This window comes from Chryseobacterium sp. HR92, assembly GCF_045689405.1.
Taxonomy (GTDB): Bacteria; Bacteroidota; Bacteroidia; order Flavobacteriales; family Weeksellaceae; genus Chryseobacterium; species Chryseobacterium viscerum_A.
The window spans coordinates 220,707-246,531 of sequence record NZ_CP139139.1; the positions used below are offsets into that span (position 1 = coordinate 220,707).

General features: G+C 37.5%; 20 protein-coding genes and 1 riboswitch. Of the genes, 17 read left to right on the plus strand and 3 right to left on the minus strand.

What is annotated here, in order from left to right:
- Positions 1-66: 66 nt before the first annotated feature.
- From SFA27_RS01035 to SFA27_RS01100, 14 genes are all read left to right on the plus strand, one after another.
- Complete coding sequence (locus SFA27_RS01035; RefSeq protein WP_407295562.1) at positions 67-2,904, plus strand: alpha-amylase family glycosyl hydrolase; 2,838 nt, start codon at positions 67-69, stop codon at positions 2,902-2,904.
- A 74-nt stretch (positions 2,905-2,978) separates the two neighbouring features.
- Positions 2,979-3,084, plus strand: a riboswitch (SAM riboswitch).
- A gap of 96 nt (positions 3,085-3,180) precedes the next feature.
- Entirely contained in the window at positions 3,181-5,604 is a 2,424-nt protein-coding gene (locus SFA27_RS01040; protein ID WP_407295564.1) for a TonB-dependent receptor plug domain-containing protein, read from the plus strand.
- Between the two features lie 7 nt (positions 5,605-5,611).
- Positions 5,612-6,922, plus strand: coding sequence for an APC family permease (locus tag SFA27_RS01045; protein WP_407295567.1), 1,311 nt, complete (start codon positions 5,612-5,614; stop codon positions 6,920-6,922).
- A gap of 146 nt (positions 6,923-7,068) precedes the next feature.
- Positions 7,069-8,154 (plus strand): peptide chain release factor 1, encoded by a 1,086-nt coding sequence (gene prfA / locus SFA27_RS01050; RefSeq protein ID WP_047377286.1) that lies wholly within the window; start codon positions 7,069-7,071, stop codon positions 8,152-8,154.
- 79 nt (positions 8,155-8,233) lie between these two features.
- Positions 8,234-8,911, plus strand: a complete 678-nt coding sequence (locus SFA27_RS01055) for a hypothetical protein (RefSeq protein WP_407295570.1) — start codon at positions 8,234-8,236, stop codon at positions 8,909-8,911.
- A 94-nt stretch (positions 8,912-9,005) separates the two neighbouring features.
- Complete coding sequence (locus SFA27_RS01060; protein ID WP_407295573.1) at positions 9,006-11,108, plus strand: prolyl oligopeptidase family serine peptidase; 2,103 nt, start codon at positions 9,006-9,008, stop codon at positions 11,106-11,108.
- Between the two features lie 137 nt (positions 11,109-11,245).
- On the plus strand, positions 11,246-14,299 hold the full coding sequence (locus SFA27_RS01065; RefSeq protein WP_407295575.1) for a reprolysin-like metallopeptidase: 3,054 nt from the start codon (positions 11,246-11,248) through the stop codon (positions 14,297-14,299).
- 138 nt (positions 14,300-14,437) lie between these two features.
- On the plus strand, positions 14,438-16,558 hold the full coding sequence (gene scpA, locus SFA27_RS01070; RefSeq protein WP_047377290.1) for a methylmalonyl-CoA mutase: 2,121 nt from the start codon (positions 14,438-14,440) through the stop codon (positions 16,556-16,558).
- 44 nt (positions 16,559-16,602) lie between these two features.
- Positions 16,603-17,589, plus strand: coding sequence for a M28 family peptidase (locus tag SFA27_RS01075; protein ID WP_407295578.1), 987 nt, complete (start codon positions 16,603-16,605; stop codon positions 17,587-17,589).
- A gap of 407 nt (positions 17,590-17,996) precedes the next feature.
- Positions 17,997-18,734, plus strand: a complete 738-nt coding sequence (locus tag SFA27_RS01080; protein ID WP_407295581.1) for a hypothetical protein — start codon at positions 17,997-17,999, stop codon at positions 18,732-18,734.
- Between the two features lie 27 nt (positions 18,735-18,761).
- On the plus strand, positions 18,762-20,153 hold the full coding sequence (locus SFA27_RS01085; protein ID WP_407295583.1) for an RtcB family protein: 1,392 nt from the start codon (positions 18,762-18,764) through the stop codon (positions 20,151-20,153).
- Between the two features lie 107 nt (positions 20,154-20,260).
- Positions 20,261-20,806 (plus strand): hypothetical protein, encoded by a 546-nt coding sequence (locus SFA27_RS01090; protein ID WP_407295585.1) that lies wholly within the window; start codon positions 20,261-20,263, stop codon positions 20,804-20,806.
- 3 nt (positions 20,807-20,809) lie between these two features.
- Positions 20,810-21,508, plus strand: coding sequence for a peptide chain release factor H (gene prfH, locus SFA27_RS01095; RefSeq protein ID WP_407295587.1), 699 nt, complete (start codon positions 20,810-20,812; stop codon positions 21,506-21,508).
- The gene (locus SFA27_RS01100) at positions 21,495-22,001 is read left to right on the plus strand and encodes a hypothetical protein (protein ID WP_047377295.1); all 507 of its coding nucleotides are present in this window, start codon (positions 21,495-21,497) and stop codon (positions 21,999-22,001) included. The genes prfH and SFA27_RS01100 overlap by 14 nt, the downstream gene beginning before the upstream one ends.
- A 158-nt stretch (positions 22,002-22,159) precedes the next feature.
- Here SFA27_RS01100 and SFA27_RS01105 read toward each other — a convergent pair whose 3' ends face one another.
- Together SFA27_RS01105 and SFA27_RS01110 are read right to left on the minus strand one after the other, a co-directional pair.
- A complete protein-coding gene (locus SFA27_RS01105) occupies positions 22,160-22,447 on the minus strand; it encodes a c-type cytochrome (RefSeq protein WP_034692685.1) in 288 nt (95 codons plus the stop codon).
- A gap of 20 nt (positions 22,448-22,467) precedes the next feature.
- Positions 22,468-22,761 carry a cytochrome c gene (locus SFA27_RS01110; protein ID WP_047377296.1) on the minus strand — a complete coding sequence of 98 codons (294 nt, stop codon included), beginning with the start codon at positions 22,759-22,761 and terminating at the stop codon, positions 22,468-22,470.
- Between the two features lie 200 nt (positions 22,762-22,961).
- Between SFA27_RS01110 and meaB the strand changes: the two genes are divergently transcribed.
- A complete protein-coding gene (gene meaB, locus SFA27_RS01115) occupies positions 22,962-23,954 on the plus strand; it encodes a methylmalonyl Co-A mutase-associated GTPase MeaB (protein WP_407295592.1) in 993 nt (330 codons plus the stop codon).
- Here the strand turns inward: meaB and SFA27_RS01120 are convergent.
- Positions 23,951-24,499, minus strand: a complete 549-nt coding sequence (locus SFA27_RS01120) for a DUF4251 domain-containing protein (protein WP_407295595.1) — start codon at positions 24,497-24,499, stop codon at positions 23,951-23,953. The genes meaB and SFA27_RS01120 overlap by 4 nt on opposite strands.
- A gap of 105 nt (positions 24,500-24,604) precedes the next feature.
- Here SFA27_RS01120 and SFA27_RS01125 point away from each other — a divergent pair, with 105 nt between their 5' ends.
- Together SFA27_RS01125 and SFA27_RS01130 are read left to right on the plus strand one after the other, a co-directional pair.
- The gene (locus SFA27_RS01125) at positions 24,605-25,411 is read left to right on the plus strand and encodes a M48 family metallopeptidase (RefSeq protein ID WP_264519276.1); all 807 of its coding nucleotides are present in this window, start codon (positions 24,605-24,607) and stop codon (positions 25,409-25,411) included.
- A gap of 86 nt (positions 25,412-25,497) precedes the next feature.
- On the plus strand, positions 25,498-25,809 hold the full coding sequence (locus SFA27_RS01130) for a hypothetical protein (RefSeq protein WP_149835431.1): 312 nt from the start codon (positions 25,498-25,500) through the stop codon (positions 25,807-25,809).
- Positions 25,810-25,825 lie beyond the last annotated feature (16 nt).

The window sequence follows — 25,825 nt, forward strand, 5'->3', positions numbered from 1 at the left end:
GTGAAAACGGGATGAGAATAGTCGTTATGAAGAAAAATTTATACTATATTCGATAAAAAATAATAAATGAAAAAGTTTTATTCCGTTGTTTTTGTGCTTGTTACCATGTTTGTTTTTGGGCAGATCAGTTATACGATTTCTCCCAATCCATTCAATGAAACAGATGCTATCACACTTACGGTTCCGGGAGACCAGATTGATGAATCTGCCTGGGGAGTTTCCAATAACAGCATTTATATCTGGTCATGGTCTTTTGACACTAATTACCAGAACAGCCAGAATTGTCCTACCAATGGCAGTTGGGATAACTCCAATGATCTGAATAAGCTCAATTATAATGCTGTTACAGATAGCTATTCACTCACTTTTGCTCCAACCTCTTTTTTCGGAAGAACAGGAATAGGAAGGTTCGGATTTTTATTAAAAGATAAAACGGGATCTCATCAGACTACACCGGACATTTTTGTAAATGTGGGTACTTTAAGTTTAAATCTTACCAATCCATTAGCCAATAGCCTGACTTCTGTTCTGGCAGGAAACTCTATCAATATTACTGCTGCCACCAATGCCAACGCAACATTTCAGTTAAAAGCAAATGGAATTGTTGTCAACTCTACAGCCACACCCTCACAATCCTATTCTTACAGTTATACCGTCACTCAGGATGCCAGCATGGAACTTGTTGCTACAGAAGGAGCTAATTCTAAAACGGCAACGTTTATTTTACAGGTTCCGAGAAATGTAGTTTCTGAAGCCATTCCAGCCTGGATCAAGCAGGGAATCAATTATCACCCTACAGATCCTACCAAAGTAGGACTTGCGTTATATGCACCGGGGAAAAGTTTTGTACATGTCATCGGAAGTTTCAATAACTGGGTGGTGAATGATACCTATTTAATGAAAAAAGATACCACAAATCCGGATCTGTACTGGATAGAATTGATTGGATTGACCCCTCAGCAGCTCTATACTTTCCAATACAGAACAAACGATTTGAGAAAAGTAGCAGATCCTTATTCACCACAAATCTTATCTTCTTATGATGATCCGTGGATTTCAGCTTCAACTTATCCGAATTTGCCTGGATTCCCAGCCGGACAAGGGTTTGAAGTTTCAACGTTTAAAACAGGGCAGACAGCTTATAACTGGCAGGTTACCAATTTTCAAAGACCAGCGAAAGAAGATCTGGTGGTCTATGAATTATTATTGAGAGATTTTACACAGGAAAAGGACTGGCAGTCATTAATCAATAAAATTTCTTATTTAAAGAACTTAAAGATCAATGCTATAGAACTACTTCCTATCATGGAATTTGATGGAAACCTTTCATGGGGATACAATACTTCGTTTCATTATGCATTGGATAAAGCGTATGGAACTCCTGAAAAATTCAAAGAATTTGTAGATCTCTGCCACCAGAACGGAATTGCTGTGATTCTGGATATAGCATTTAATCACGCTACAGGGCGCTCACCTTTAGTAAGACTCTGGAATATAGATCCGGATGGAGATGGTTACGGAAATGTTGCGGCAAACAACCCTTATTTCAATCAGGTTCCGAAACATTCATATAATGTGTTTAACGATTTTAATCATACGAGCCCTTCAACTCAATATTACGTTGAAAGATGTCTTCAGCAATGGCTGACAGAATATAGAATAGATGGATTCCGCTGGGATTTAACAAAAGGATTTACCCAAAGCTGTTCCGAAAATGACGAAGCATGCACCAATGCCTATCAACAGGACAGAGTGGATATCATGAAACATTATGCAGAAAGACAATGGGCCATTGATCCCAATTCTTACATGATCTTTGAGCATCTGGGAACGGATGCAGAAGAACAGCAATGGGCCAATTACAGAGTAGCAGAAGGGAAAGGAGTAATGCTTTGGAATAAACAAACTGATCCTTATAACCAGAATACCATGGGATATAAAGACAACAGTAATTATGACAGAATGAACCACAGTCTTCATGGTTTTACCAATATGCGAGCTGTAGGGTATGGAGAGAGTCATGATGAAGAAAGGCTTATGTTTAAAAACCTTGCTTACGGAGCCGTTAATGGAAGTTACGATGTTAAAAATCTTAATACTGCTCTTGAAAGAATGAAAACTTTCGGAGCAACTTTCTTTACCATTCCTGGTCCGAAAATGATCTGGCAGTTTGGGGAATTAGGCTATGAGTTCAGTATCAACAGATGTGCTGACGGTACCATCAATAATGGGTGCAGAACCGATGAAAAACCTGTTGCATTTACTCTGGGATACGATACCAATGTAAACAGAAAATCAATATATGACACGTGGGCTAAAATAATCACGATCAGAAATACTCATCAGATTTTTAAAACTAAAACATACAGTATAGAATCCAATAATCTGACTAATGATCCGGATGGATTGATCACGAGAATTTATCTCTATGATCCGGCTATTACAACCGGAATAAAAAATGTGGTAGTACTGGCCAATTACACCACATCAGCACAAAACGTTGTTCCTTTCTTTCCTTACACAGGGCAATGGCAAAACCTAATGGATGATACTATTTCGAATGTAGCTTCCACAACAGCCCCAATCAATTTACAGCCGGGAGAATTCAGAATCTTCGGGAATTATGCTGGTGCCTTGTCGGCAATTGATACAAACGCTGTAAATAAATTATCCCTTCAGATTGCTGAGAATCCGATACAAAACGGAACTGCAAAATTAGTTTTCAGTAAAGCGAAAAACGGAGAAATTTTGATTTTTGATATGACCGGTAAGAAACTGGATTCATTCAAGCTAAATAAAGAAAACGGAACTTATGAAGTGAAAGTCAATTATCCGGCAGGAACTTATCTGATACAGCTGAAATCGGAAACAGGAACCGCCATTCAAAAGATGATTGTTAAATAAACGAAAAGGCAGATTTGCAGTATTGCAGATTTGCCTTTTTTGTATATTAAGAAAATTAGTCTACTTTTGCAGTAGATTTATCAAGAAAGGTGGAGGGATTTGGCCCAAAGAAACCTTAGCAACCTGCACAATTCGAGAAGTGTAAAGGTGCTAATTCCAACCCTGAGGGGGAGATAAGTGAAGTCAATATTCTTATATGAATTCCATTTCTTGAAGTCTTGTAATCGCTGCGGAAATATCCGCCAGACCGTTATTATTTAATTGGCAAGAACAAAAATGAAAAAATTAAGTACAGCTGTATTATTGCTTGGAGCAATTTGGGTTGCTGCTCAGGAGAATGAGGAAAAAGGAAAGCAAATAGAAGATATTATCATCGTTGGAAACCGTAATGTCAAAAGAACAAAACTGGAAACACCGGTTCCTGTAGATGTTATCAGTATTGACAAAATCCAAAGAAGTTCTCCGCAAATGACAGCTCAGGATCTTCTGAACTATGTGATCCCATCGTTTAATGCAGTGAGACAGTCAGCTTCTGATGGAACCGAACATATTGACCCCGTAACCTTAAGAGGAATGGGACCAGATCAGGTTCTTGTATTGCTGAATGGAAAAAGAAGACATACAACCTCTTTGGTCAACTATCAGAATACAGTGGGAAATGGCTCTGTAGGAACAGACCTGAGCACAATTCCTGTGATTGCTATTGATAGAATAGAAGTTTTAAGGGATGGTGCAGCAGCACAATACGGTTCTGATGCCATTGCAGGAGTAATCAATATTATTCTTAAAAAAAATCCAGGTGCTTCAGCAAGTCTTACTTACGGATTGACCGGAAGAAATGATGGGGATACTTATCAGGCGGGAGTCAATTATGGAACTTCATTAGGAAAAAAAGACGGGTATATCAACCTTTCCCTGCAGTTAAGCCACAGGGGCAAAACCACAAGAACTCAAAACCATGACCTCGATATTTTCGGGAATAATTTTGCGTATGCATTTGCTGATGATCCCGCTGCAGCAAGAGCGGCGGATGATGAGAAGATAAAGGAACGAGGATTGACCCGTGATGATTTCAATTTTCAGATCGGAGATGCCCAGATCAGACAGGGACAGTTGTTTTTCAATGCAGAATATCCTTTTAATGATAATTTTAAAGTATATTCTTTCGGAGGTTTCAGTATCAAAGAAGGAAAAGGATTTGGTTTCAGAAGACTTCCTAGCGAAACATCCAATGTAGTTGCGTCCATTTATCCAAACGGATTTCAGGCAGTTCTTGGATCTCAGGTATATGATGTTTCTTATGCTGTAGGGGCTAAATATAATGTTAATAACTGGCTATTTGACTTAAGCAATACCTTCGGGAGCAATACCTTCAATTATAATGTGAGCAATACCAACAATGCTTCTCTCGGGTCAAAATCACCAACCCGTTTTTACGCAGGCGCTCATAGTTTCCTTCAGAATACTGTGAATCTTGATATTTCCAAAAATATAAACCGTTTCAATATCGCATTCGGTGGAGAATTCAGATTTGAACAATATGAGATCAAAGCCGGCGATGAAGCATCTTATACCCAATATGATATCAATGGAAACGTTGCCACTGAAGGATCCACAGTACTTGGCGCAGGAGGATCTCAATCCTTTATCGGTTTTTCTCCCAACAATGCATTGAAGAAAGACAGACATTCCACTGCGGTGTATGCTGATGTTTCGTATGATTTAGATAAAAAATTAAATATTGATGCCGCTGCCAGATTTGAAAATTATTCAGATTTTGGGAATACCTTGAACGGAAAGCTGGCCATACGATATGAATTCGTGAAAAATTATGCAGTAAGAGCAGCGGTTGGAACAGGGTTTAGAGCGCCTTCGCTTCAGCAGCAGTATTTCAATAATTCATATGCGGATATTTCTACTTCCGGCTCAAAGATTGTTACCAAAGGAATATTCAGTAATGATAGCGAAGCCGCCAGAATTCTTGGATTTGATAAACTCAAACAGGAAACTTCTATCAACGCGAGTGCTGGATTTACGCTGAAACCTTTAAACAATTTGACGATCGCTATAGATGGATACTGGATTAAAGTGAAAGACAGAATTGTGATTACCAGCAATATTACAGACTCAAGGTTAGACCAGTTTAAGGTAGAAAGCGGAAGATTCTTCGCCAATGCTATTGATACAGAGACAAAAGGAGTAGATGTAGTGGTTTCTTATGACTGGATTCTTGGGAATGGAAAATTAAATATGAACCTTGCCGGAAATTACACAGAAACAAAAATTACAGATTTCCATTTTCCGGAAAATTTAGAAACTCCTCAGGATCAGTTTTTCGGTCCTGATCAGATCAACATTATTGAAACCCTGTCTCCAAAAACAAAAGCCTCATTAGGATTAAATTATGGAATCGGGAAATTCAATTTTCTCGTAAGAAATACCTATTTTGGCAAAGTAATAAGAGATGGTTATCCGTTTGGAGGGGTGCAGGAGTTCTCTCCAAAGGTGGTTACTGACATCAGTGTGGGATATGATATCACAAAAAGCATCAATTTTACGGTAGGTGCCAATAATGTATTTGATGTCTTCCCGGACCGCCAGATTTATGAAAATTCATATTATGGAGTATTCAAATATGCACCGGTTCAGATGGGAACACTGGGGAATTATTTCTTCGGAAGGCTTAATTTTAACTTTTAATCATTAAATGAGTACTACCTCACATCAGATTGGCTGGAAAACAGCCGCTGCCATTGTTGTTTCCAATATGATAGGAACCGGGATTTTTACTACCCTCGGTTTTCAATTATCTGATATTACCAATACCTACAGTATATTCCTGTTATGGGCCATCGGAGGAATTCTCGCTTTGTTCGGTGCTTTTTGTTACGCAGAATTAGGTTCACATTTCAAAGGAAACGGAGGCGATTTTATCTATCTTAAAGAAACCTATCATCCGCTGTTCGGATATCTGATTAGCTGGGTCTCTCTGATTATTGGATTTTCCTCTCCTGTGGCACTGGCAGCATTGGCCATGTCAAAATATCTTTCCGTATTTGATTATACCTTTGGAAACGGTTTTGCGATTGCAGCCATTTTTCTTGTTGCAGTTTCATTATCATTCAGTTTAAAAACATCCAGCAGATTTCATAACTTTTTTACATTTATTAAAATAGCTTTTATTATTGTATTGGTTATTTTGGGAGTCGGACTTTCAGATTCACCACAGATTGGTAATAGTTTAAACTTCAGTGACAGCTGGAAAAATGAAATCATGCTTCCGGCATTTGCTACGTCTCTGGTATTTGTCACCTATTCCTACACAGGCTGGAACTCCGCTTCTTATATCGCAGGAGAAATAAAAGATGTTCAGAAAAACCTTCCAAAATCTTTGATTATTGGGACTGTTTTTGTGACGGTAAGTTATATTCTGGTGAATTATATTATGCTGAAACACGCTCCTGTGAGCCAGCTGGCAGGAAAAGAAGACGTGATGGGAGAAGCGGCAGTCAATATGTTGGGACCTGCTTTCGGAAAGATCGTCAATATTTTTATTGCCCTGCAGCTGATTGCAACAATTAGCGGATATTTATGGGTTGGTTCGAGGTTGACCCAGGCTTTTGCAAAACATACCTACATTTGGAAACCATTATCAACGGGCAATACAAAAGGCATTCCTGTAAGAGCTATTTTTGCCCATGCAGTCATTGCCGCAGTTATTATTCTCACAGGAAGTTTTAAAGAGATTTTTGTATACACAGCTTTTATTTTACAACTTTTTGCAAGCCTGGCGATTTCTACCGTCTTCTTCCTTAAGAAAAAAGACAGGAAAATTTTTAAGTCGAATGCTTTCCATATTTTTCCGGCTTTTTTTCTATTATTCAGTATCTATATTCTCTATTTTACATTTATTCATAACCCTAAAGAAAGCCTTATTGGAGTAGGAATTATAGCCGTGGGAATTATTTTATATTTAGTTGACAGAAGACTTTCCGGGCAACATCAAAACAAGTATTAATAGCATAGAAAGGGTAATAGACAATTTATAAATTCACCCTTTTACAGTTTTGCTTCCTTTATCCCTAATGCTCAAAAATTTATGGTGCTCAGTAATTTTAATTTTGAATTAATAATCCTTATCTTTGCACCCACAAAATTTCTACAATGTCTAAATCATTAATTCCAAAATTAGAAGCTATAAAACAAAGATATAATGAGGTTGCAGACCTTATTATACAGCCTGATGTCATTTCAGACCAAAAAAGATATTCTTCTTTGAACAAAGAATATAGTGATTTGGGAAAAATTGTAAGAGTTTATGATCAGTACAAAGGGGCACTGGACAGTATTGCAGAATCTGAAGAAATTATTGCAGATGGTTCAGACAGAGATCTGGTAGATCTTGCTAAAGAAGAAAAGCTTGAAGCTCAGGCTAAAATTCCAGGATTGGAAGAAGAACTGAAAGTATTATTGATCCCTAAAGATCCTGCCGATGACAAAAACGTTATTGTGGAATTACGTGCCGGAACAGGTGGTGATGAAGCAGCGATCTTTGTGGAAGATATCTACAGAATGTATACCATGTATTTCAAAACAAAAGGATGGAGACATGAAGTAACAGATTCTAATGAAGCAGCAAAAGGATACAAAGAATTGATCATGAAAGTGGAAGGAGAAGGCGTTTACGGAATCATGAAATTTGAATCCGGAGTTCACCGTGTACAGCGTGTACCTGAAACAGAATCTCAGGGAAGAGTGCACACTTCTGCCATCACAATTGCTGTTCTTCCGGAAGCTGAAGAAGTAGATTTTGAATTGAATCCAGCTGATATTGAAATGCAGACTTCACGTTCAGGAGGTGCCGGAGGTCAGAACGTAAACAAAGTTGAAACGAAAGTTCAGCTTACCCACAAACCTTCGGGACTTGTTGTAGTATGTCAACAGGCTCGTTCTCAGTTAGCTAACCGTGAGTTGGCGATGGAAATGCTAAGAACAAAATTATACGATATCGAATTGCAGAAAGTACAGGGAGATATTGCTGCACAGCGTAAATCTATGGTTTCTACCGGTGACCGTTCTGCAAAAATTAAAACATACAACTACCCTCAGGGAAGAGTTACGGATCATAGAATCAACAAGTCTATGTACAACCTGGATGCTTACATGAATGGAGATATTTCTGAAATGATTGATGCCGTAATCATGGCAGAAAATGCAGAAAAGATGAAAGGGGAAGAAGAAAATTATTAAAATTAGAAAAAATAAAAACAAAGCCTCTGATCCTTCAGGGGCTTTGCTTTTTCAAATAACTAAACATAAAATATATACTATGAAAAATTACAAAATTATTTTGCTGTTGCTGCTTACCATGATGGGGCAACACCTTATGGCTCAAACTGAAGTAAAGAAACCTAAAGAAGCATTTGAGTTATTCTTCGGAACTTTTGTGAATAATGACGACGCTGCATTGAATAAGCTGAATGATTATTTGAAACCAACAGTAGAAGGGCAGAATGCTTATCAGGTAGATTTTAAAGAAACTTCAAAAGAAATGATGAACGGCAGTGTAGAGAATTTCCTGTCTGCTTTCCCTAAAGCTACGGCTGCAGCTTGTAAAAAAGAGGCGGAAGAGTATTTCACCGCAATGTTTGGGAATTTTAAAACAGGAAAATTAACGGTTAAAAATGTAAAAGTAGTTCCTAATGAATACGTTGAAGGACAAAAAATTGCAGAAATCAGTTATTCCGTGAGTTTCTTGGTTCCATCAAAACTTACTTCCGGACCAAAGGGAGAACTTAATAAAGTAAAAGCTGAAGATCTGAAAAAATATTTGACTCAGGCAGCTCAGGACTTCAAAAATGCGGATAAGACCGTAACAACAGATCAAAACTTTAGTTTATACGAACTTAAAGAAGGTGATAAAATATACTATTGGAACGGAAGTCCCGATGAGATTGTTTCCAATCTTACTGATTTCTATTTTGAAAGCTTCGGAGCCAATGAATAGTTAAAAAAACTACTATAAAGAATAAAAAGTCCCAATACAAAGGGACTTTTTTTATTTCACATACTTTGCGTATTTTTGAGAAAAACCGATCAGTATGAATTTTAAACCTATATTGTTAACTGCTGGAGTTTTATTTTCAGCATCTTTTTATTCTCAGAAAATGATTTATCCTAAAGCATTAAAAGGAAGCCAGACAGATACCTATTTCGGAAACGCTGTTTCTGATCCTTTCAGAGATCTGGAAAACGATTCGGAGCCTACAAAAAAATGGGTAGATGAAGAAGTTGCTTACAGCCAGAATTATCTTTCTAAAATTCCGTTCAGGGATAAAATTAAAAATCAGTTGAAGGAAATCTGGAATTATGAAAAAATTTCAGCTCCTTTCAAAGAGGGAGATTATACCTATTATTATAAAAACGATGGTCTGCAGGCGCAATCTGTTTTGTACAGAACAAACAACAAAACCAATGCTACAGAAGTATTTTTAGATCCTAATAAATTTTCGGAAAAAGGAACGACTTCCCTTTCCAATCTTTCGTTCAATAAAAAAGGAAACCTTGCTGCTTACTCTATTTCTGAAGGAGGAAGTGACTGGAACAAGATTATCATCATTGATGCTGTTACCAAAAAACAGATTGATGAGACTTTACTGGATGTAAAATTCAGTGGAATTTCTTGGCAGGGAGATGAGGGATTCTATTATTCAAGCTATGACAAACCGAAAGAAGGAACTGTGCTTTCCGGTATGACTGACAAACACAAGGTATACTTTCATAAATTAGGAACAAAACAGTCTGAAGACAAATTGATTTTCGGAGGTGATAAAACACCAAGAAGATATTTAAGTGCAGGAGTTTCTGAAGACCAGAGATATCTTATTATTTCTGCGGCTAATGCTACCAATGGTAATGAACTGTATATCAAAGATCTTCAAAAAGGGGGAGACTTTGTGCAAATGATGAGCGGATTTGATATCAATGCAAGCATTGTAGATACACAAGGTGATGATCTTTTCATTTTTACCGATAAAGATGCCCCGAATATGCGTCTTGTAAAAACAACGATAAGCAATCCTGCTCCGGCAACATGGAAGGATGTAATTCCACAAACTGAAAATGTGTTAGGAATTTCTTCAGGCGGTGGATATTTCTTTGCAACCTATATGATTGATGCCATAGATCAGGTAAAACAGTTTGATAAGACTGGAAAATTGATCAGAGAAATTGTACTTCCGGGTAAAGGAAATATTTCAGGATTCGGAGGAAAAGAAAAAGAGAAAGATGTTTACTTTTCTTTCAGCAATTATATTACACCGGGAACCACTTATAAATTCAATGTAGACTCAGGAAAATCTGAAGTGTACCAAAAACCTAAAGTGAAGTTTAATCCGGACGACTATGTTTCAGAACAGGTATTCTATACTTCAAAAGACGGTACAAAAGTTCCTATGATGATCAATTATAAAAAAGGAACTAAGCTTGACGGTAAAAACCCTACTATTCTATACTCTTACGGAGGTTTCAACATCAGTCTGCAGCCATCATTCTCTGTAGTAAATGCTATCTGGATGGAAAATGGTGGTATTTATGCTGTTCCAAACATCCGTGGTGGAGGCGAGTATGGTAAAAAATGGCACGATGCCGGAACAAAGCAACAAAAGAAAAATGTTTTTGAAGACTTTATTGCTGCTGGGGAATATCTTCAAAGCAAAGGTTATACTTCAAAACAATATATGGCTCTTTCAGGAAGGTCGAATGGGGGATTACTGGTAGGTGCTACAATGACGATGAGACCGGATCTGGCAAGAGTAGCCTTCCCGGGAGTAGGTGTTTTGGATATGTTGAGATATAATAAATTTACAGCCGGAGCAGGATGGTCTTATGACTATGGTACAGCAGAAGACAGTAAAGAAATGTTCGAATATCTTAAGTCATATTCTCCTGTACACAATGTAAAAGCAGGAACTTGCTATCCATCAACAATGATTATCACCAGTGATCATGATGACAGAGTAGTTCCGGCACACTCATTCAAGTTTGGAGCTGAACTTCAGGAAAAACAGGCATGTAAAAACCCTATTCTTTTGAGAATTGAAAAAAATGCAGGTCACGGAGCAGGAAGAGCAACAGATCAGGTAATTAGTGAAAATGCAGATCTTATATCATTTGCTTTGTTTGAGATGGGAATAAAGAAATAGTTTATGAAATAGAAATATTTCAAAAAAACGGCTTGTTTAATTTAAAATAAGCCGTTTTTTCTATGTTGTTGTGTTTATAATTAGTATTTTTATGGCGGATATTTAAAGTTTATTAATTCTAAATTAATTCAATAATTATGAAAAAAAGAATTTTACTGGTTTGTGCATTGGCTGCTGGATTGTCCAGTTTTAATGCACAGAGGTGGGAACCGGCCTCACAAAGAACATCTCAGATCAGAAAAGAAGTAGAAGTTCAATACTCTTACAGGTTTGATCTTCAGTCGCTTAGAAATATTTTAAAAGATGCTGTAGAGACAGGAAAAGGAGCTCAGGCTGTTATTGTATCTCTGCCTACTGCAGAAGGAAAGATTGAAAAGTTTGCAGTATATAGCGACCCTGTTATAGAAAAATCTATGGCAGACAGATATCAGTTAGGGTCTTATGTAGGAGTAGGAGTTGATGATCCAGGGAAATACGTAAGATTCAGTACTGCACCTACTGAAATGCAGTCAATGATTATCAAAGACGGAAAGTTTCAGTTCATAGAACCTATTACTACAGATAAACAGGTTTATGGTGTTTTCTATAAAACAAACAGAACAGAAAGCGAACACGGATTTGAATGTGCTACAGATGAAAAGAATTTTAAAGACATTAAAGCATTAGAAGCTAATGGAAAAAAGACTCTTTCTAACGTAGGAATCACTAACAGACCATCAAGTACAAAATTCAGAACTTACAGGTTAGCAGTTTCTGTTACAGGAGAATATACCCAATACTTTATGAATTTGGCTGGTGTACCTGCTACAGCTACTGATGATCAAAAGAGAGCCCCGGCATTGGTTGCAATCAACAACACGATGAGCCGTGTGAATGGAGTATTTCAAAAAGACTTTGGAATAAAATTATTGGTTCAGAACTTCCCGAATGTTATCTATACAGATCCAAATACAGACCCTTATTCAATTGCTGATGATGGTGTAGCTGGAGCTTGGAATCTTGAACTTCAGAATGCTATGACAGCGGAGGTAACTAATGCAAACTATGATATCGGACACTTATTCGGTGCTTCAGGAGGAGGTGGAAATGCCGGATGTATAGGTTGTATATGTGTCGACCCTACCACTAGTGTACCTGCGGGTAAAGGATCAGGGTTTACTTCACCATCTAATAATGTTCCAAGTGGAGATTCTTTTGATATTGATTATGTAGCTCATGAAATGGGGCATCAGTTAGGAGGGAATCATACATTTTCAAATAAATCGGAAGGAAGTAATGTTAATGTAGAACCAGGAGGAGGAACTACTATTATGGGATATGCGGGGATTACAAGTGATAATGTTCAAATGTCTTCAGATGCCTATTTCCACTATAAATCCGTGGATCAGATTTTAACGAATTTAGAAGGTAAGCCTGCAACATGTGGTACGTCAGAAAATATTACTAATAATACACCACCTGTAATAGCGGCACTTACGTCATATACAGTTCCTAAAGGAACCGCCTATTATCTTGATGCATCCGCAACAGATGCAGAAGGAGATGCTATTAATTACACATGGGAGCAGACAAATAGTGTTACCGCCCTAGCTTCAATTTCCGGAGATACAGGATGGGGATACAATACACAGGGGGCTTTAACAAGATCACGTTTTGGAACAGCTAGTGGAAGAAGATATTTCCCAAGCCTTCCTCTAGTGATGAATGGAATTCTGACTAATAAAACTGATGCTGCAAATAATCCTAATCCAAATTGGGAAACTGTATCTTATGTTCCTAGAACGGTAAGTTATGCCGTAACTGTTAGAGATCAAAACGCACAAAGACCAATGCTATCTTCTTCAGAAGTTAATACAGTCATTGGAAATGATGGTCCTTTTAAGTTTAACGGACTTACTGCATCATCAGTATTATATAAAAATGCTAATAACGTTATTCAGTGGGAAGTAGCCAATACAAATACAGCTCCTTATAACTCACCTAACGTAAAGATTGATTATACTTCAGATAATGGAGCAACCTGGACAGACTTAGTAGCTTCTACACCTAATACAGGTAGCTTCACAGTGCAGATGCCAAATACAATTACGACACCAATTAAGTTGAGAGTATCATCAATTGGTAACGTTTTCTATGCCGTTTCTCCTCAGGTTACTGTTGCAGATGCACCTACTTCTACAACTGCTGCTCCAACAGGGCTTACAACAATAAGCACAGAGGTGTTTAAGACAACAGCCAGAGCATCTTGGAATAGCGTACCTGGAGCAACTTATTCTGTTAACTATAGAAAACAAGGCGTTTCAAGCTGGTCAAATACAACAAGTACAACGAATTCAGTTGTATTAACAGGTCTTGAAGATGAAACAAATTATGAAGTGCAGGTAGCAGCTGTTGTAAATAGTGTTCCTGGTGCATTCTCTAATAATTATGTATTTAAAACAAATGGCTTAAAGACTGGAATAGATTACTGTATAATGAATTCAGGGACATCGTATGTCGGAGCAATCAGAAAAGTAACAATATCAAACCTTGTTTATGATGATCCTTCATTAAGATCATATAAAGATTTATCTGAGGATCCTAGCAAGATTGTTAATTTGGTTCAGGGAACAGCATACGCTATTACACCCGTAGTGAGACAAGCATTTAGTAACTCGAATGTTCCTTTAAATCTTTCTGTTTGGATTGATTATAACAGAAATGGAGTGTTTGAGATATCTGAAAGAGTAATTACTGTTTCAGGAGGAGTTCCTCCGGGTAGTGTAAGTTTTGGAGCACAAAACTTTACAGTGCCTTCAACAACATATGCTGGAGATAAGCTTTTAAGAATGAGAATTGTTACAAAGTATAATACTGCTGCTTTAGCAAGTGCATGTGGAGACATCTCAACTGGAGGAGGTTCAGTAATGGATCTGCCTGTGAAAATTACAGGTACTCTTGCTGTAAACGAAACAAAAGATGTTAAATCAACCGAAATTTCAATTTATCCGAACCCTGCAGATACTTTCGTTGAAGTGAAAAACCTTAAAGGAAAAGCAGATTATAAAATCTATACTGCTGACGGAAGATTAGCTCAGGAAGGGCAGATTGATGGACAAAGAATTAATGTTGCTTCATTAATCAAAGGTATGTATGTAATCACGATAAAAGATGACAAAAATACTTACAATACGAAGCTTATCAAAAAATAAGCAGACGATATACCAATAAGAAAGGCCGGGCATTTGTCCGGCCTTTTTCTTTCCCTAAAAAATAGAAAAACAGAACGTTAACAGAAGTTTCATGTTTCGTTCAAAAAAATTAACTTTACGGGGACAAAAATAATTGGAATGCGAAAGACAATTTCTGTGAAAAAACCGGATTTTAGTGTATCACCTCAGGAAAGAGAGATTTACAATTTTGAAAAAGACGGGCTTGAACTCAAATCATCCTATGAAAAAAATGATGTAAAAGATGAATCATTAACGCAGACTTCTCCAGGAATTGCTCCCTATCTGAGAGGACCGTATTCTACCATGTATGTTCAAAAACCATGGACGGTTCGTCAATATGCAGGGTTTTCTACTGCCGAAGAATCCAACGCTTTTTACAGAAGAAATCTTGCTGCAGGACAGAAAGGACTTTCAGTAGCATTTGACTTAGCAACACACAGGGGATATGACTCTGACCACTCAAGAGTAGTAGGAGATGTAGGAAAAGCAGGAGTTGCCATCGATTCTGTGGAAGACATGAAAATACTTTTCAATGAAATCCCATTGGATCAGATTTCAGTATCCATGACAATGAATGGAGCTGTACTTCCCATTTTGTCTTTCTATATCGTAGCTGCAGAAGAGCAGGGTGTAAAACAGGATCTGCTTTCTGGAACCATTCAGAATGATATTTTGAAAGAGTTCATGGTAAGAAATACCTATATCTATCCGCCGGCACCTTCCATGAAGATTATCGCAGATATTTTTGAATATACTTCGCAAAACATTCCAAAATTCAATTCTATTTCCATTTCCGGATACCATATGCAGGAAGCTGGTGCTACACCGGTACTTGAAATGGCATACACACTGGCAGACGGCCTTGAATATGTGAGAACAGGAATCAAAGCAGGAATGAACGTAGACGATTTCGCTCCAAGACTATCTTTCTTCTGGGCAATCGGGATGAATCATTTCATGGAAATTGCTAAAATGCGTGCCGCAAGATACATTTGGGCAACCCTTTTAAAACAGTTTAATCCTCAGAATCCAAAATCTCTCGCATTAAGAACCCATTCCCAAACATCCGGATGGTCTTTAACAGAGCAGGAGCCTTTCAATAATATTACAAGAACAGCAATAGAAGCGTTGTCTTCAGCATTAGGAGGAACACAGTCTCTCCACACCAATGCATTGGATGAAGCCATTGCCCTTCCTACAGACTATTCAGCAAAAATTGCAAGAAATACACAGATCATTCTTCAGCAGGAAAGCGGAATATGCGATGTTGTAGATCCGATGGGAGGAAGTAATCTTGTAGAAAGCCTTACCCAGCAAATGATCGAAGAAGCGATGAGGTATATTGATGAGGTAGAACAGGAAGGAGGAATGACCAAGGCTATTGAAGCCGGAATTCCAAAAATGAGAATTGAAGAAGCTGCAGCTAAGAAACAAGCTAAAATAGACAGTGGAGAAGAATTCATTATCGGAGTCAATTCATTCAAATCCTCATTAAAACAAGATCAAATAGAAATCTTAGACATTGACAATACAGAAGTCCGCAGAAAGCAGATCGAAAGGCTGAACACCATTAAAGCTGAAAGAAATACTGAAGCTGTAGAACAAATCCTCAATGAAATCCGTGAAAGTGCCAAAACAGGAAAAGGAAACCTTCTGGCATTATGTATCGAAGCAGCAAGAAGAAGAGTTACCCTTGGCGAAATGAGTGATGCCATGGAAGAAACCTTCGGAAGATATAAAGCAAATATTAAAACAATCTCTGGTGTATACGCAATGAATGCCGGTAAAAACGAATACTTTGAAAAAGCCCTTAATCTGACTCAGAAATTTGAAGAAGAAGAAGGACGCCGCCCAAGACTTATGGTCGCTAAAATGGGACAGGACGGACACGACAGAGGAGCAAAAGTAGTAGCAACCGCATTTGCAGATATGGGATTTGACGTGGATGTCGCTCCATTGTTCCAGACACCGGAAGAAGTAGCTAAACAGGCCGTAGAAAATGATATTCACATTTTAGGAGTATCATCATTGGCCGCCGGACACAAAACATTAGTTCCGCAGGTTGTAGAAGAATTATCCAAACTGGGTGCAGATGATATCACCATTGTGGTAGGAGGTGTAATTCCTCAGCAGGATTACGAATTCCTGTATGCCAACGGCGCAGACTTCATTTTCGGACCTGGGACCAACCTTCCGAAATGTGCAGTGGAAATTCTGGAAAGATTTTTAGAAAAATAAACAGAAAAGCTTTAATTTCAGCACAGAAATTAAAAGCATATCCTATGAATCTGAAAAATATAATAAAGCCTACGAGGAAAAAACTGTTTCTTCTCGTAGGCTTATTTATTATTACAGGGATTTTCCTGCCCGGTTCAGATAAGAAAAATATACTGATACAAAGTTCGCGGGTTGTAGCAGACACCGCTATGGTTAAAAAGCATTTGACGGCACTTACTCAAACTCCACAATTCCGTAATCATAAAAATATTGATCAGCTGAATACCATTGCAGACTATATTCATCAGACTTTCAATACCTATGGGGACAGCACCGCTTACCAGGAATATAAAGTGGATGGGAAAATATATAAGAACGTAATTACCTCTTTTGGAACAGAAAACAAAAAACGGATCATCATAGGAGCTCATTACGATGTTTGCGGAGATCAGCAGGGTGCAGATGATAATGCAACCGGAGTTACAGCCCTCCTGGAACTGGCAAGAATGCTTAAAGGACAAAAGCTGAACTATAGAATAGATCTTGTGGCTTATACCTTGGAAGAACCTCCTTATTTCAGAACCGAAAACATGGGAAGTTATGTCCATGCGAAATACTTAAAAGACAATAATATTGATGTGTATGGAATGGCCAGCGTGGAAATGATTGGATATTTCAGAGATGAAAAAGGATCACAGAGCTTTCCTTTAGGGATCCTTTCATGGTTTTACGGTGATAAAGGAGACTTTATTACTTTAGCTAAAAAGTTCAGTGGGGCAGGTCCGTTTGTAAAAAACTTTATTAGCAATTTTAAAGGTTCAAAGCAGATCAAAGCAGAAACTTTTTCAGCACCTAAATTTGTGGCTGGAATAGACTTTTCCGATCATCTCAACTATTGGAATTTTGATTTTCCGGCACTCATGATCACGGATTCATCTTTTTTCAGAAATAAAAATTATCACAAACCTACAGACACTCTGGAAACCCTCGATACAAAGAGAATGACAAAAGTTATTGATGCTATTTTTCTCAGTATTATTCACCTTAAGTGAAAAAAATAATTTTGATTCTCAGAAAAATTTATATATTTGCACCTGAAAATCAAGTTTAACCAATAAAAAAACAACGAAGCAATGTTCAGAACAAAACAGAATTCTACAGTTGGATTGCCACTTATGGTGGTAAGGCTTCGCGGTTTGGTACATTCTTAGAATAACAGTACAATGAAATATCAGAACCCGAAGTCGTAGAGATTTCGGGTTTTTTATTGCGCAATATTTCAAACTCTCAGGTTTACCCGAAATCTTTTTTAGTGTCATTACAGACGAAGCAGGTGAATTATATCTTCACACTGTAACCGTCTATTATTAATCCATTCAACTAATGTTTTAGTTGATTAAAAGTTGTGTGAGATAAAAGAATTCAGTTTCTACAATCTTACATCATACTTCTGTAAACAATGGAAAATGATAACTTTCTGTTTTACCGGCTGAGAAGCGTGAGAAGCAGAAAAAGAACAATTAGAAAAGATGTAGAAAAGCAGATAAGAAAAAAATATCAACGTAGTGATGAACTTTGGGACATAAGACGAAATACCCCATGGATTCCTTTGGATAAACCTTATCAAAGAGGATTTGTAAGATTCTTTGCAGTAAGGGAAGATGTATTGAGATCTAAAGACGGAGATTTCTTTGAAGGAATATTGAAGAAGATTAACACCTACATGTATTCGGAAAGTCGTCAGTTTTTGAAAAAGAAAAGAAAATTCGGACGAAGAATATATGTAGAAAGAGTACAGAAGCTCAAACAGATCTCTTCATATTCATGGAATGATCCAAAATTGGGACTCACTCCAAGGGAGAGACAGTATTTTTTGAAACAGGAAGAATACTGTTCTGCCCGGAAGACTTATGTGCCTTACTACGAATTTACCGAATCCTGGAGATTTACCCTGCGTACAAGACCTAATATGATTACCCATTATAAACCTGTAAATTTTGAATTAGAAAAAGAATGTGCAGAACTGGACGATTATTTAGGACAACATAAGATTGTTGGTATTATCCACAAAACAATTTATGGAAGATCATATCCATGGAAAAGGAAAAGAGAAGATATTCCACTTATCAAAGGCAGGAAATATGCAACCTGCACAATGTCTGCAACAGAGATTGCAGAAAGCTTACAGGACTTATAGGTCCAACTGTTATTTAAAACAAAAACAATGGGAAATTTAAAACTAAAAGGAAAAGATATATTAAAACTGGGCTATCCAAATAACCAAAGCGTAAACGTAGCATTGGAAGTCATGAAAAGAAATTTTGCAACGAAAAATATTCATCACGTAAAATCTCTTTTAAAGGAAATCCTGCTGAATCCGGAGAATTTTGAAAAAGATCTCACCTTCGGACAAATTGCAGAAACCCTGCTTTCATCCAAAAAAACTGAAAAAAGAATGCTGAATTCACAACGTGCTTCATTTCAGATTTTTGGAAACAATATTTCAGAAGAGGCAAAAAATCAGTTATATACTGCTTTGAAACTGCCTATTTCTACTCAGGGAGCATTAATGCCAGATGCCCACAGCGGGTATGGACTTCCGATAGGAGGTGTTCTGGCAGTGGAAAATGCGGTAATCCCCTACGGAGTAGGAATGGATATTGGCTGCAGAATGAGCCTTAGCATTTTGGATACACCTATTTCATATCTTGAAGGAGCAAGAGATAAATATGAAAAAGCGCTTGCCGAACATACAAAATTCGGAATGTATGAAACGCATAAATCTCACATAGATCATGAGATTTTCGACAGAGATACATTCGATATGATCCCGATCTTAAGAAGATTAAAAGGAAAAGCCATCAAACAGATGGGATCCTCAGGCGGAGGAAATCACTTTGTTGAATTCGGAGAAGTAGAAATCACCGAAGAAGATAAACAGATTGGCCTGCCGAAAGGAAAATATCTGGGAATCCTTTCTCACAGCGGTTCAAGAGGCCTCGGAGCAGAAATCGCACAGTATTATTCAAGAGTGGCAACAGAACAATGTCCGTTACCAAAAGAAGCACAAAACTTCGCATGGCTGGATCTTAGTACCCATCTCGGACTTGAATACTGGACAGCAATGAATCTTGCCGGAGATTATGCTTCAGCCTGCCACGATGATATTCACAGAAGGCTGGTAAAAGCAGTCGGTGGAAGAGTAAAAGCCAGAATTGAAAACCATCACAACTTTGCGTGGAAAGAAATCCATAACAGTAAAGAATTGATTGTTCACCGTAAAGGAGCAACACCTGCCAATGAAAATGAACTGGGAATGATCCCGGGATCTATGACGGCAAAAGGATTCATTGTTCGCGGAAAAGGAAACCCGGAATCACTGAACTCAGCATCTCATGGTGCGGGAAGAGCCCATTCAAGAGGGGAATGCAGAAGCCTTTTTACTCAGCATGACATCAAAAAAGAACTGAAATTGAAAAATGTTACCCTGATGGGTGGAAATGCAGAAGAAGCACCTATGGCTTATAAAGATATCAATGAAGTGATGAATGCACAGAGTGAGCTGGTAGATATTCTGGGAACATTCCAACCGAGAATTGTGAGAATGGATAGGTAATTTGTCTAATACTTTACAACCTTATAGGTTTCAAAAACCTATAAGGTTTAACAAGGAAATATTTTAAAATCTACAAGGTTTAAAATGTTCAATTAAAAAACAAAAAAATGGGAGCACCACATAACATAAAAAGATACGGTGAAGTCTGGCCGGAATTCAGAATCCGGTTAGGGCTCGAAATTTTAAATATATTAAAAGATAAAATCATTATATCAGGTGGCTGGGCATGGCATTTCATGTCTGAAACAGGACATACAGAATACAAACATGCCCATGATCACAAGGATATTGATGTTTTTGTAAAAAAAGAAAATATAGCAGAAGTAGTTATCATTCTTCAGCAGGAAGGGTTCCAGAAAGTCTGGACCCGATATGACCATCTGCCGAGTGAAGAAAACTTTCGCAGGTATGAGAAAACAGTTGAGATGGAAAATGAAAAATTTCATAGAATTACCATAGACTTCTTTGAAAAGGATGGTCTTGAAACCATTGAAGCTAATGGTTTTACCATTGTGAAACCTGATATTTTACTTTCGTTTTACAGAAATATTCATTCCAGTGACAAATGCTGGGCAGTGATGGCTGCAAAAGATTTATTACAAAAGGGAATAGATCCGGTAGGAAACCCTTTATTAAGCAAAATGCCAACATAAAAAATGGAAAAATTAATACAGATCACTTCGGGAAGAGGTCCTTTAGAATGCCAGTGGGTAGCAGCCAAGGTTCTGAAGACCTTTCTTGAAGAGGCAAAACAAAATACAATAGAATACGAAATCATTCATCGTGAAAACGGTGATGAAAACCTAACCCTAAAGTCTGTGACCATACTTCTAAGAGGAAAAGACTTAAGCCTGTTTTTAAAAAACTGGCTGGGAAGTGTTTGCTGGATTGGAAAAAGTACATTCAGGAAACTGCACAAAAGAAGCAATTGGTTTATCGGAATTTTTGAATTGGACGATGTAAAAATGATTGATTTCAATGAAAAAGATATCCGGTTTCAGACAACGAGAAGTCAGGGCAGCGGAGGACAAAATGTAAACAAGGTGAATACCGCTGTGCGTGCTACTTATATTCCTACCAATGAAACTGTTTTTGTACAGGACTCTCGTTCGCAGCTGGAAAATAAAAGACTATCTGTTATCAGACTTAAAGAAAAAGTAATGGCTGTTTTTATCCAACAACTCGAACGAAAACTGAAAGAAACCTGGTCTCTTCAGATGCAGGTGGAACGGGGAAATCCGGTTCGTACATTTTCAGGAACAGATTTTAAAAAGAATTATGAAGACAGGACATTCAAAAAACAAAGGAACGTCCTAAAAAATGAACTTAAAAACTACAGACATGACCTTAACTAAAAGTAAATACTATTTTGAAGCATTAGACTATTTTCCATTCAATCTTTCCGAATGTATGGATGCTCTGAACTATGCTCTGTCTTATGAACCTGAAGATGCCGACAGCCTTTGTCTGATGGGAAGAGTATATTCAGAAGAATTGAAGGATTATGAAACAGCTAAAAAATACTTCGATGAAGCTATGCAGAGTAACATCGGAAATATCAATACTCCCAAATATTACATTGAGTGTCTTTTGAATAACGAAGATTATAAAGAAGCAGAAAAATTAATTGAATTTGCTTTAAAATTAAAGGGAATTGACAAATCGGAAATTTTGAACTGTCTCTCCCTTCTGCAGGAAAGAAACTTTGAGTATAAGCAAGCTTTAGGAACCCTTAAAGAAGCCAAAAAATTTGCTTACAACCGTGCAGCCCTAGAAATACTTGAAGATAGAGAGAAACTTGTCAAAGGAAAGGTAACCAGAAACAGAACTATAAAAAAGACGGAATAATCTGCTTTTTAACTTATAATAAAAATAGTATGACTACCTCAAAAGTCAAATCATTTGACTTCTGTCATTCTGACGAAGGAAGAATCTCATTGATAACCATAAGCGTGAGATTCTTCACTCCGTTCCATTTCGTTCAGAATGACAATTTTGAGGCAGTCTTATTTTTTATTAACAGAAATCAGATAATCATACACCATTTGATGCTGGTCATCAGTAAGTTTAGCTTTTGGAGCCATTCTGCTTAATGTATTGATCCATCCCTGGTTGTCATGCTTGGTTGGTTCTGGCAGCTTATGGCATTTTGCACAGGAATTTTCAAAAATAGTTTTCCCTTGTGCCAATTGCTCAGATGAGGTATACTTTGGCCCTGTAACAGCCACACTTTTTGGTCCGCAGGACACCAGAAATGCTGATGCCGCAATACCTGTTAAAATGAATTTTTTCATATCCTATTTTTGTTTGATGATTACTTCTTTACAGAAACAATATAATCATAAACCCATTGGTGCTGTTCATCCGTTAATTTTGCCTTTGGAGCCATAGAATTCATGATTCCTACCCATTGTACAGGATTGTGTGAAGCAGGATCAGGTAATTTATGGCATCTTCCACAAGAGTTTTCAAAAATTGTTTTTCCTTGAGCAATCTGTTCTGCAGTAGATGTAGATGTTCCTGCAGTGGTAGTGGATGTAGCAGCTTTCGGCGTACAGGAAACCACCAAAATAGCAGTAAATGAAGCCGCAGCGATGAGTTTTTTCATGTTTCTTCTTTTTGAGATATAACAAATGTAATAAATTCCTTAAGCCTTTGACACAGGGCGTTCTAGTTTTAATTTAGAAGAAATAAAAATTAAATTCATGAAAAATCTGTAATTCAGAATGAATAAAATTTTAAGTCTTTTGTTTCATCATTAAGGTTGGGGTATTGACCATTCCCATTTTAATTATTAATTTTGAATCAATGAAATTTTCTACAGAAGAGCTAATAGAAGGAATACAGTCAGGAAACAAACGCCTGATTGCAAAAGCTATTACATTGGTTGAAAGTAAAAAAGCAGAGCACAGAGTACAGGCAGAAGACCTTCTGAAGAAGATTATGCCTTTTACCGGAAACTCTGTGAGAGTAGGAGTAACAGGAGTTCCAGGAGCCGGAAAATCCACTTTTATAGAAAACTTCGGCCGGTTGGTTATCACACAAGGCAAAAAAGTGGCAGTTTTGGCTATTGATCCAAGTTCTGCAATCAATAAAGGAAGTATTTTAGGGGATAAAACCAGGATGGAAGAACTTGCGAAGGAAGAGAATGCATTCATACGTCCTTCCCCAAGCTCAGGTTTTCTGGGTGGAGTAGCCAATACTACTTTTGAAACCATGATGATCTGTGAAGCAGCAGGATACGATTATATTTTGATCGAAACAGTTGGAGTAGGGCAGTCAGAAGTCCTTGTTGCTGATATTACCGATGTTTTCTTATTCCTTAAAATCATTGGAGGCGGAGACGAACTTCAGGGAATAAAGCGCGGCATCATGGAAATGGTAGACCTTATTTTCATCAATAAAGTAGATCAGGACAATCTTCAGAAAGCAAAGAATACAAGACTGGAATTAAAAAGAGCGCTGGATTTTATTCCGCCTAAAGAAAAAGGCTGGAAGATCCCTGTTTTATTAGGCTCTGCCCTTCATAACGAAGGATTACAGGAGGTTTATGATGGAATCTTCGAATTTATTGATCTGAAAAAGAAAAGCGGCCGTTTTGAAGAAATCCGTGTTCAGCAAGCTGAAAAACGCTTTGAATATTGGGTTCAGGAATATATTTTATCCCTGATGAAAAAGAGCAATGCAGTGGAAGAAGCTTATCATATGCACAAAAAAAATGCTTCAGCCATGGTTTCCAATCCAAGTACTGAAGCAAAATTATTTGTAGAAAAATTTCTATCTAATAAAAACAGAGATTAAGGTTTCTCTTTTTCCTGTTTTACCTCAGTTTTAGAAATATATCCGTCATAACTAATTGGTTGTCTGTCGTTACTTCTCATAGAAACGAAAGCCTTACCGTTTTTGAAAATTTCAATATTCACTTCATCTACAGTTCTTACATCATTAGGCTTGAACTTTAAAGTCCATTTTCCTTTTTTATTCTGAATTTTACTTACAGTAAAATCTTTTGAGGTAAATCTGTAGCTGTTATCACTCGTATTTCCATAGGTTGGGTTGAATAATCTTCCGAAATACGGCAACACTACATCCAGTGTATTTTTACTTACGTCAATAGTATAATCGCCATTCAGATTCAATATTCTCGTGGCAGTAGCATTAGGCATTGAATTCATGACATTGATAACGTCATAATTCGTAGGATTGGCTCTTTCTGCATGGAACGTAAACTCCTGAGAATTGATTAATGTATCCACTGTTTTCGAATCTAATGAACCCTGTGAAGCACAGCTCTGAAAAAAGAACAGAAATCCAAAAATCATCAGTAAAGAAATATACTTTTTCATAATGATATAATTATTACATTTAAATAGCAAAATGTATGCAAATATATTCTTTCTGAATTATTTTGGAATAAAAATTGTTAAGGTTGAATTATTAACACTCAAACTATGAAAGTTACACATCTATTAGGAATGGGAGCTATTGCTCTGTCGGCTGTTGCCTGTACTACAAACCCGATTACTGGAAGATCGTCTTTACAGCTGGCCAACAACTCGGAAATTTTAACAATGTCTTCGCAGGAATACAAGACGACATTGTCTAAAGGTAAGGTGATTACCGGTACGGCAGATGCAAAGAGAGTGGTAAATGTAGGAAACAGAATTAAAAGCGCTGCAGAAAGATATTATCAGAGTATAGGAAGATCAGCAGATCTTGCGAGCTACAGCTGGGAATTTAATCTTCTGCAAAGCAGCGAACTGAATGCCTGGTGTATGCCTGGTGGTAAAGTAGCTGTCTATACCGGAATATTACCGGTTACCAAAGACGATAACGGACTTGCCGTAGTAATGGGACATGAGGTTTCCCACGCATTGGCAGGCCACGGAAACGAAAGAATTTCTCAGGCAATGGTAGCCCAGTACGGAGGTGCTATTCTGGGAGGAACAATCTCAAATTCACAATGGGCCAGTGTTTTCCAGAAGGTATATCCTATCGGTTCACAGGTGGCATTATTGAAATACGGAAGAGGTCAGGAATCAGAAGCTGATGAAATGGGGCTTTACCTGATGTCTATGGCAGGATATGATCCAAGAGCGGCAATCCCTTTCTGGAACAGAATGGAAGCCGCATCTACAGGTTCAAGACAACCGGAATTCTTGTCTACCCACCCGAATCCGGAAACAAGAATTTCAGATATCAATAAGGATCTTCCGAAAGCTTTAGAATATTATAAGGCTGCGGGAGGAAAAATATAATTAGAATTTTAATCTTGAATAAGGCCTTATTAAATTTTTAGTAAATTTGGTAAGGCTTTTTTATATAACCACCTAAACACAATATTATGAAGAGTTTATCAATTACCGGACTTATACTTTTGGCTGTTTCTGCATTACTTTTCTATTTAACTACTGACTTTGCCGTAGAACAAATAAAAATTTCCCACATTATGGGAATAATGGCAGGAGTAGGAATAGGGCTTATCATTGGAGGAATGGTAGGTTATGTAAGCAAAGGAAGCGCTATAAAAGCGGAACAGAAGAAAAAAGAATTCAAACAGCTGCAGAAAGACAAAGAAGAGCTTGAAAAACAGGCTGCAGACATTGCAAAACGCCAGGCTGAACTTGAAGAACAAAATAAAAACCCTCAAATTTAATTTGAGGGTTTAAAGT

What these genes read in the sequence shown, in the direction of transcription:
- SFA27_RS01060 (WP_407295573.1), top strand. Translation starts at nt 9,006, where the DNA reads ATGAATTTTAAACCTATATTGTTAACTGCTGGAGTTTTATTTTCAGCA.
- meaB (WP_407295592.1), top strand. Translation starts at nt 22,962, where the DNA reads ATGAAATTTTCTACAGAAGAGCTAATAGAAGGAATACAGTCAGGAAAC.
- scpA (WP_047377290.1), top strand. Translation starts at nt 14,438, where the DNA reads ATGCGAAAGACAATTTCTGTGAAAAAACCGGATTTTAGTGTATCACCT.
- SFA27_RS01045 (WP_407295567.1), top strand. Translation starts at nt 5,612, where the DNA reads ATGAGTACTACCTCACATCAGATTGGCTGGAAAACAGCCGCTGCCATT.
- SFA27_RS01040 (WP_407295564.1), top strand. Translation starts at nt 3,181, where the DNA reads ATGAAAAAATTAAGTACAGCTGTATTATTGCTTGGAGCAATTTGGGTT.
- SFA27_RS01085 (WP_407295583.1), top strand. Translation starts at nt 18,762, where the DNA reads ATGGGAAATTTAAAACTAAAAGGAAAAGATATATTAAAACTGGGCTAT.
- SFA27_RS01065 (WP_407295575.1), top strand. Translation starts at nt 11,246, where the DNA reads ATGAAAAAAAGAATTTTACTGGTTTGTGCATTGGCTGCTGGATTGTCC.
- prfH (WP_407295587.1), top strand. Translation starts at nt 20,810, where the DNA reads ATGGAAAAATTAATACAGATCACTTCGGGAAGAGGTCCTTTAGAATGC.
- SFA27_RS01130 (WP_149835431.1), top strand. Translation starts at nt 25,498, where the DNA reads ATGAAGAGTTTATCAATTACCGGACTTATACTTTTGGCTGTTTCTGCA.
- SFA27_RS01080 (WP_407295581.1), top strand. Translation starts at nt 17,997, where the DNA reads ATGGAAAATGATAACTTTCTGTTTTACCGGCTGAGAAGCGTGAGAAGC.
- SFA27_RS01125 (WP_264519276.1), top strand. Translation starts at nt 24,605, where the DNA reads ATGAAAGTTACACATCTATTAGGAATGGGAGCTATTGCTCTGTCGGCT.
- SFA27_RS01055 (WP_407295570.1), top strand. Translation starts at nt 8,234, where the DNA reads ATGAAAAATTACAAAATTATTTTGCTGTTGCTGCTTACCATGATGGGG.
- SFA27_RS01075 (WP_407295578.1), top strand. Translation starts at nt 16,603, where the DNA reads ATGAATCTGAAAAATATAATAAAGCCTACGAGGAAAAAACTGTTTCTT.
- SFA27_RS01100 (WP_047377295.1), top strand. Translation starts at nt 21,495, where the DNA reads ATGACCTTAACTAAAAGTAAATACTATTTTGAAGCATTAGACTATTTT.
- SFA27_RS01035 (WP_407295562.1), top strand. Translation starts at nt 67, where the DNA reads ATGAAAAAGTTTTATTCCGTTGTTTTTGTGCTTGTTACCATGTTTGTT.
- SFA27_RS01110 (WP_047377296.1), bottom strand. Translation starts at nt 22,761, where the DNA reads ATGAAAAAACTCATCGCTGCGGCTTCATTTACTGCTATTTTGGTGGTT.
- SFA27_RS01105 (WP_034692685.1), bottom strand. Translation starts at nt 22,447, where the DNA reads ATGAAAAAATTCATTTTAACAGGTATTGCGGCATCAGCATTTCTGGTG.
- SFA27_RS01120 (WP_407295595.1), bottom strand. Translation starts at nt 24,499, where the DNA reads ATGAAAAAGTATATTTCTTTACTGATGATTTTTGGATTTCTGTTCTTT.
- SFA27_RS01090 (WP_407295585.1), top strand. Translation starts at nt 20,261, where the DNA reads ATGGGAGCACCACATAACATAAAAAGATACGGTGAAGTCTGGCCGGAA.
- prfA (WP_047377286.1), top strand. Translation starts at nt 7,069, where the DNA reads ATGTCTAAATCATTAATTCCAAAATTAGAAGCTATAAAACAAAGATAT.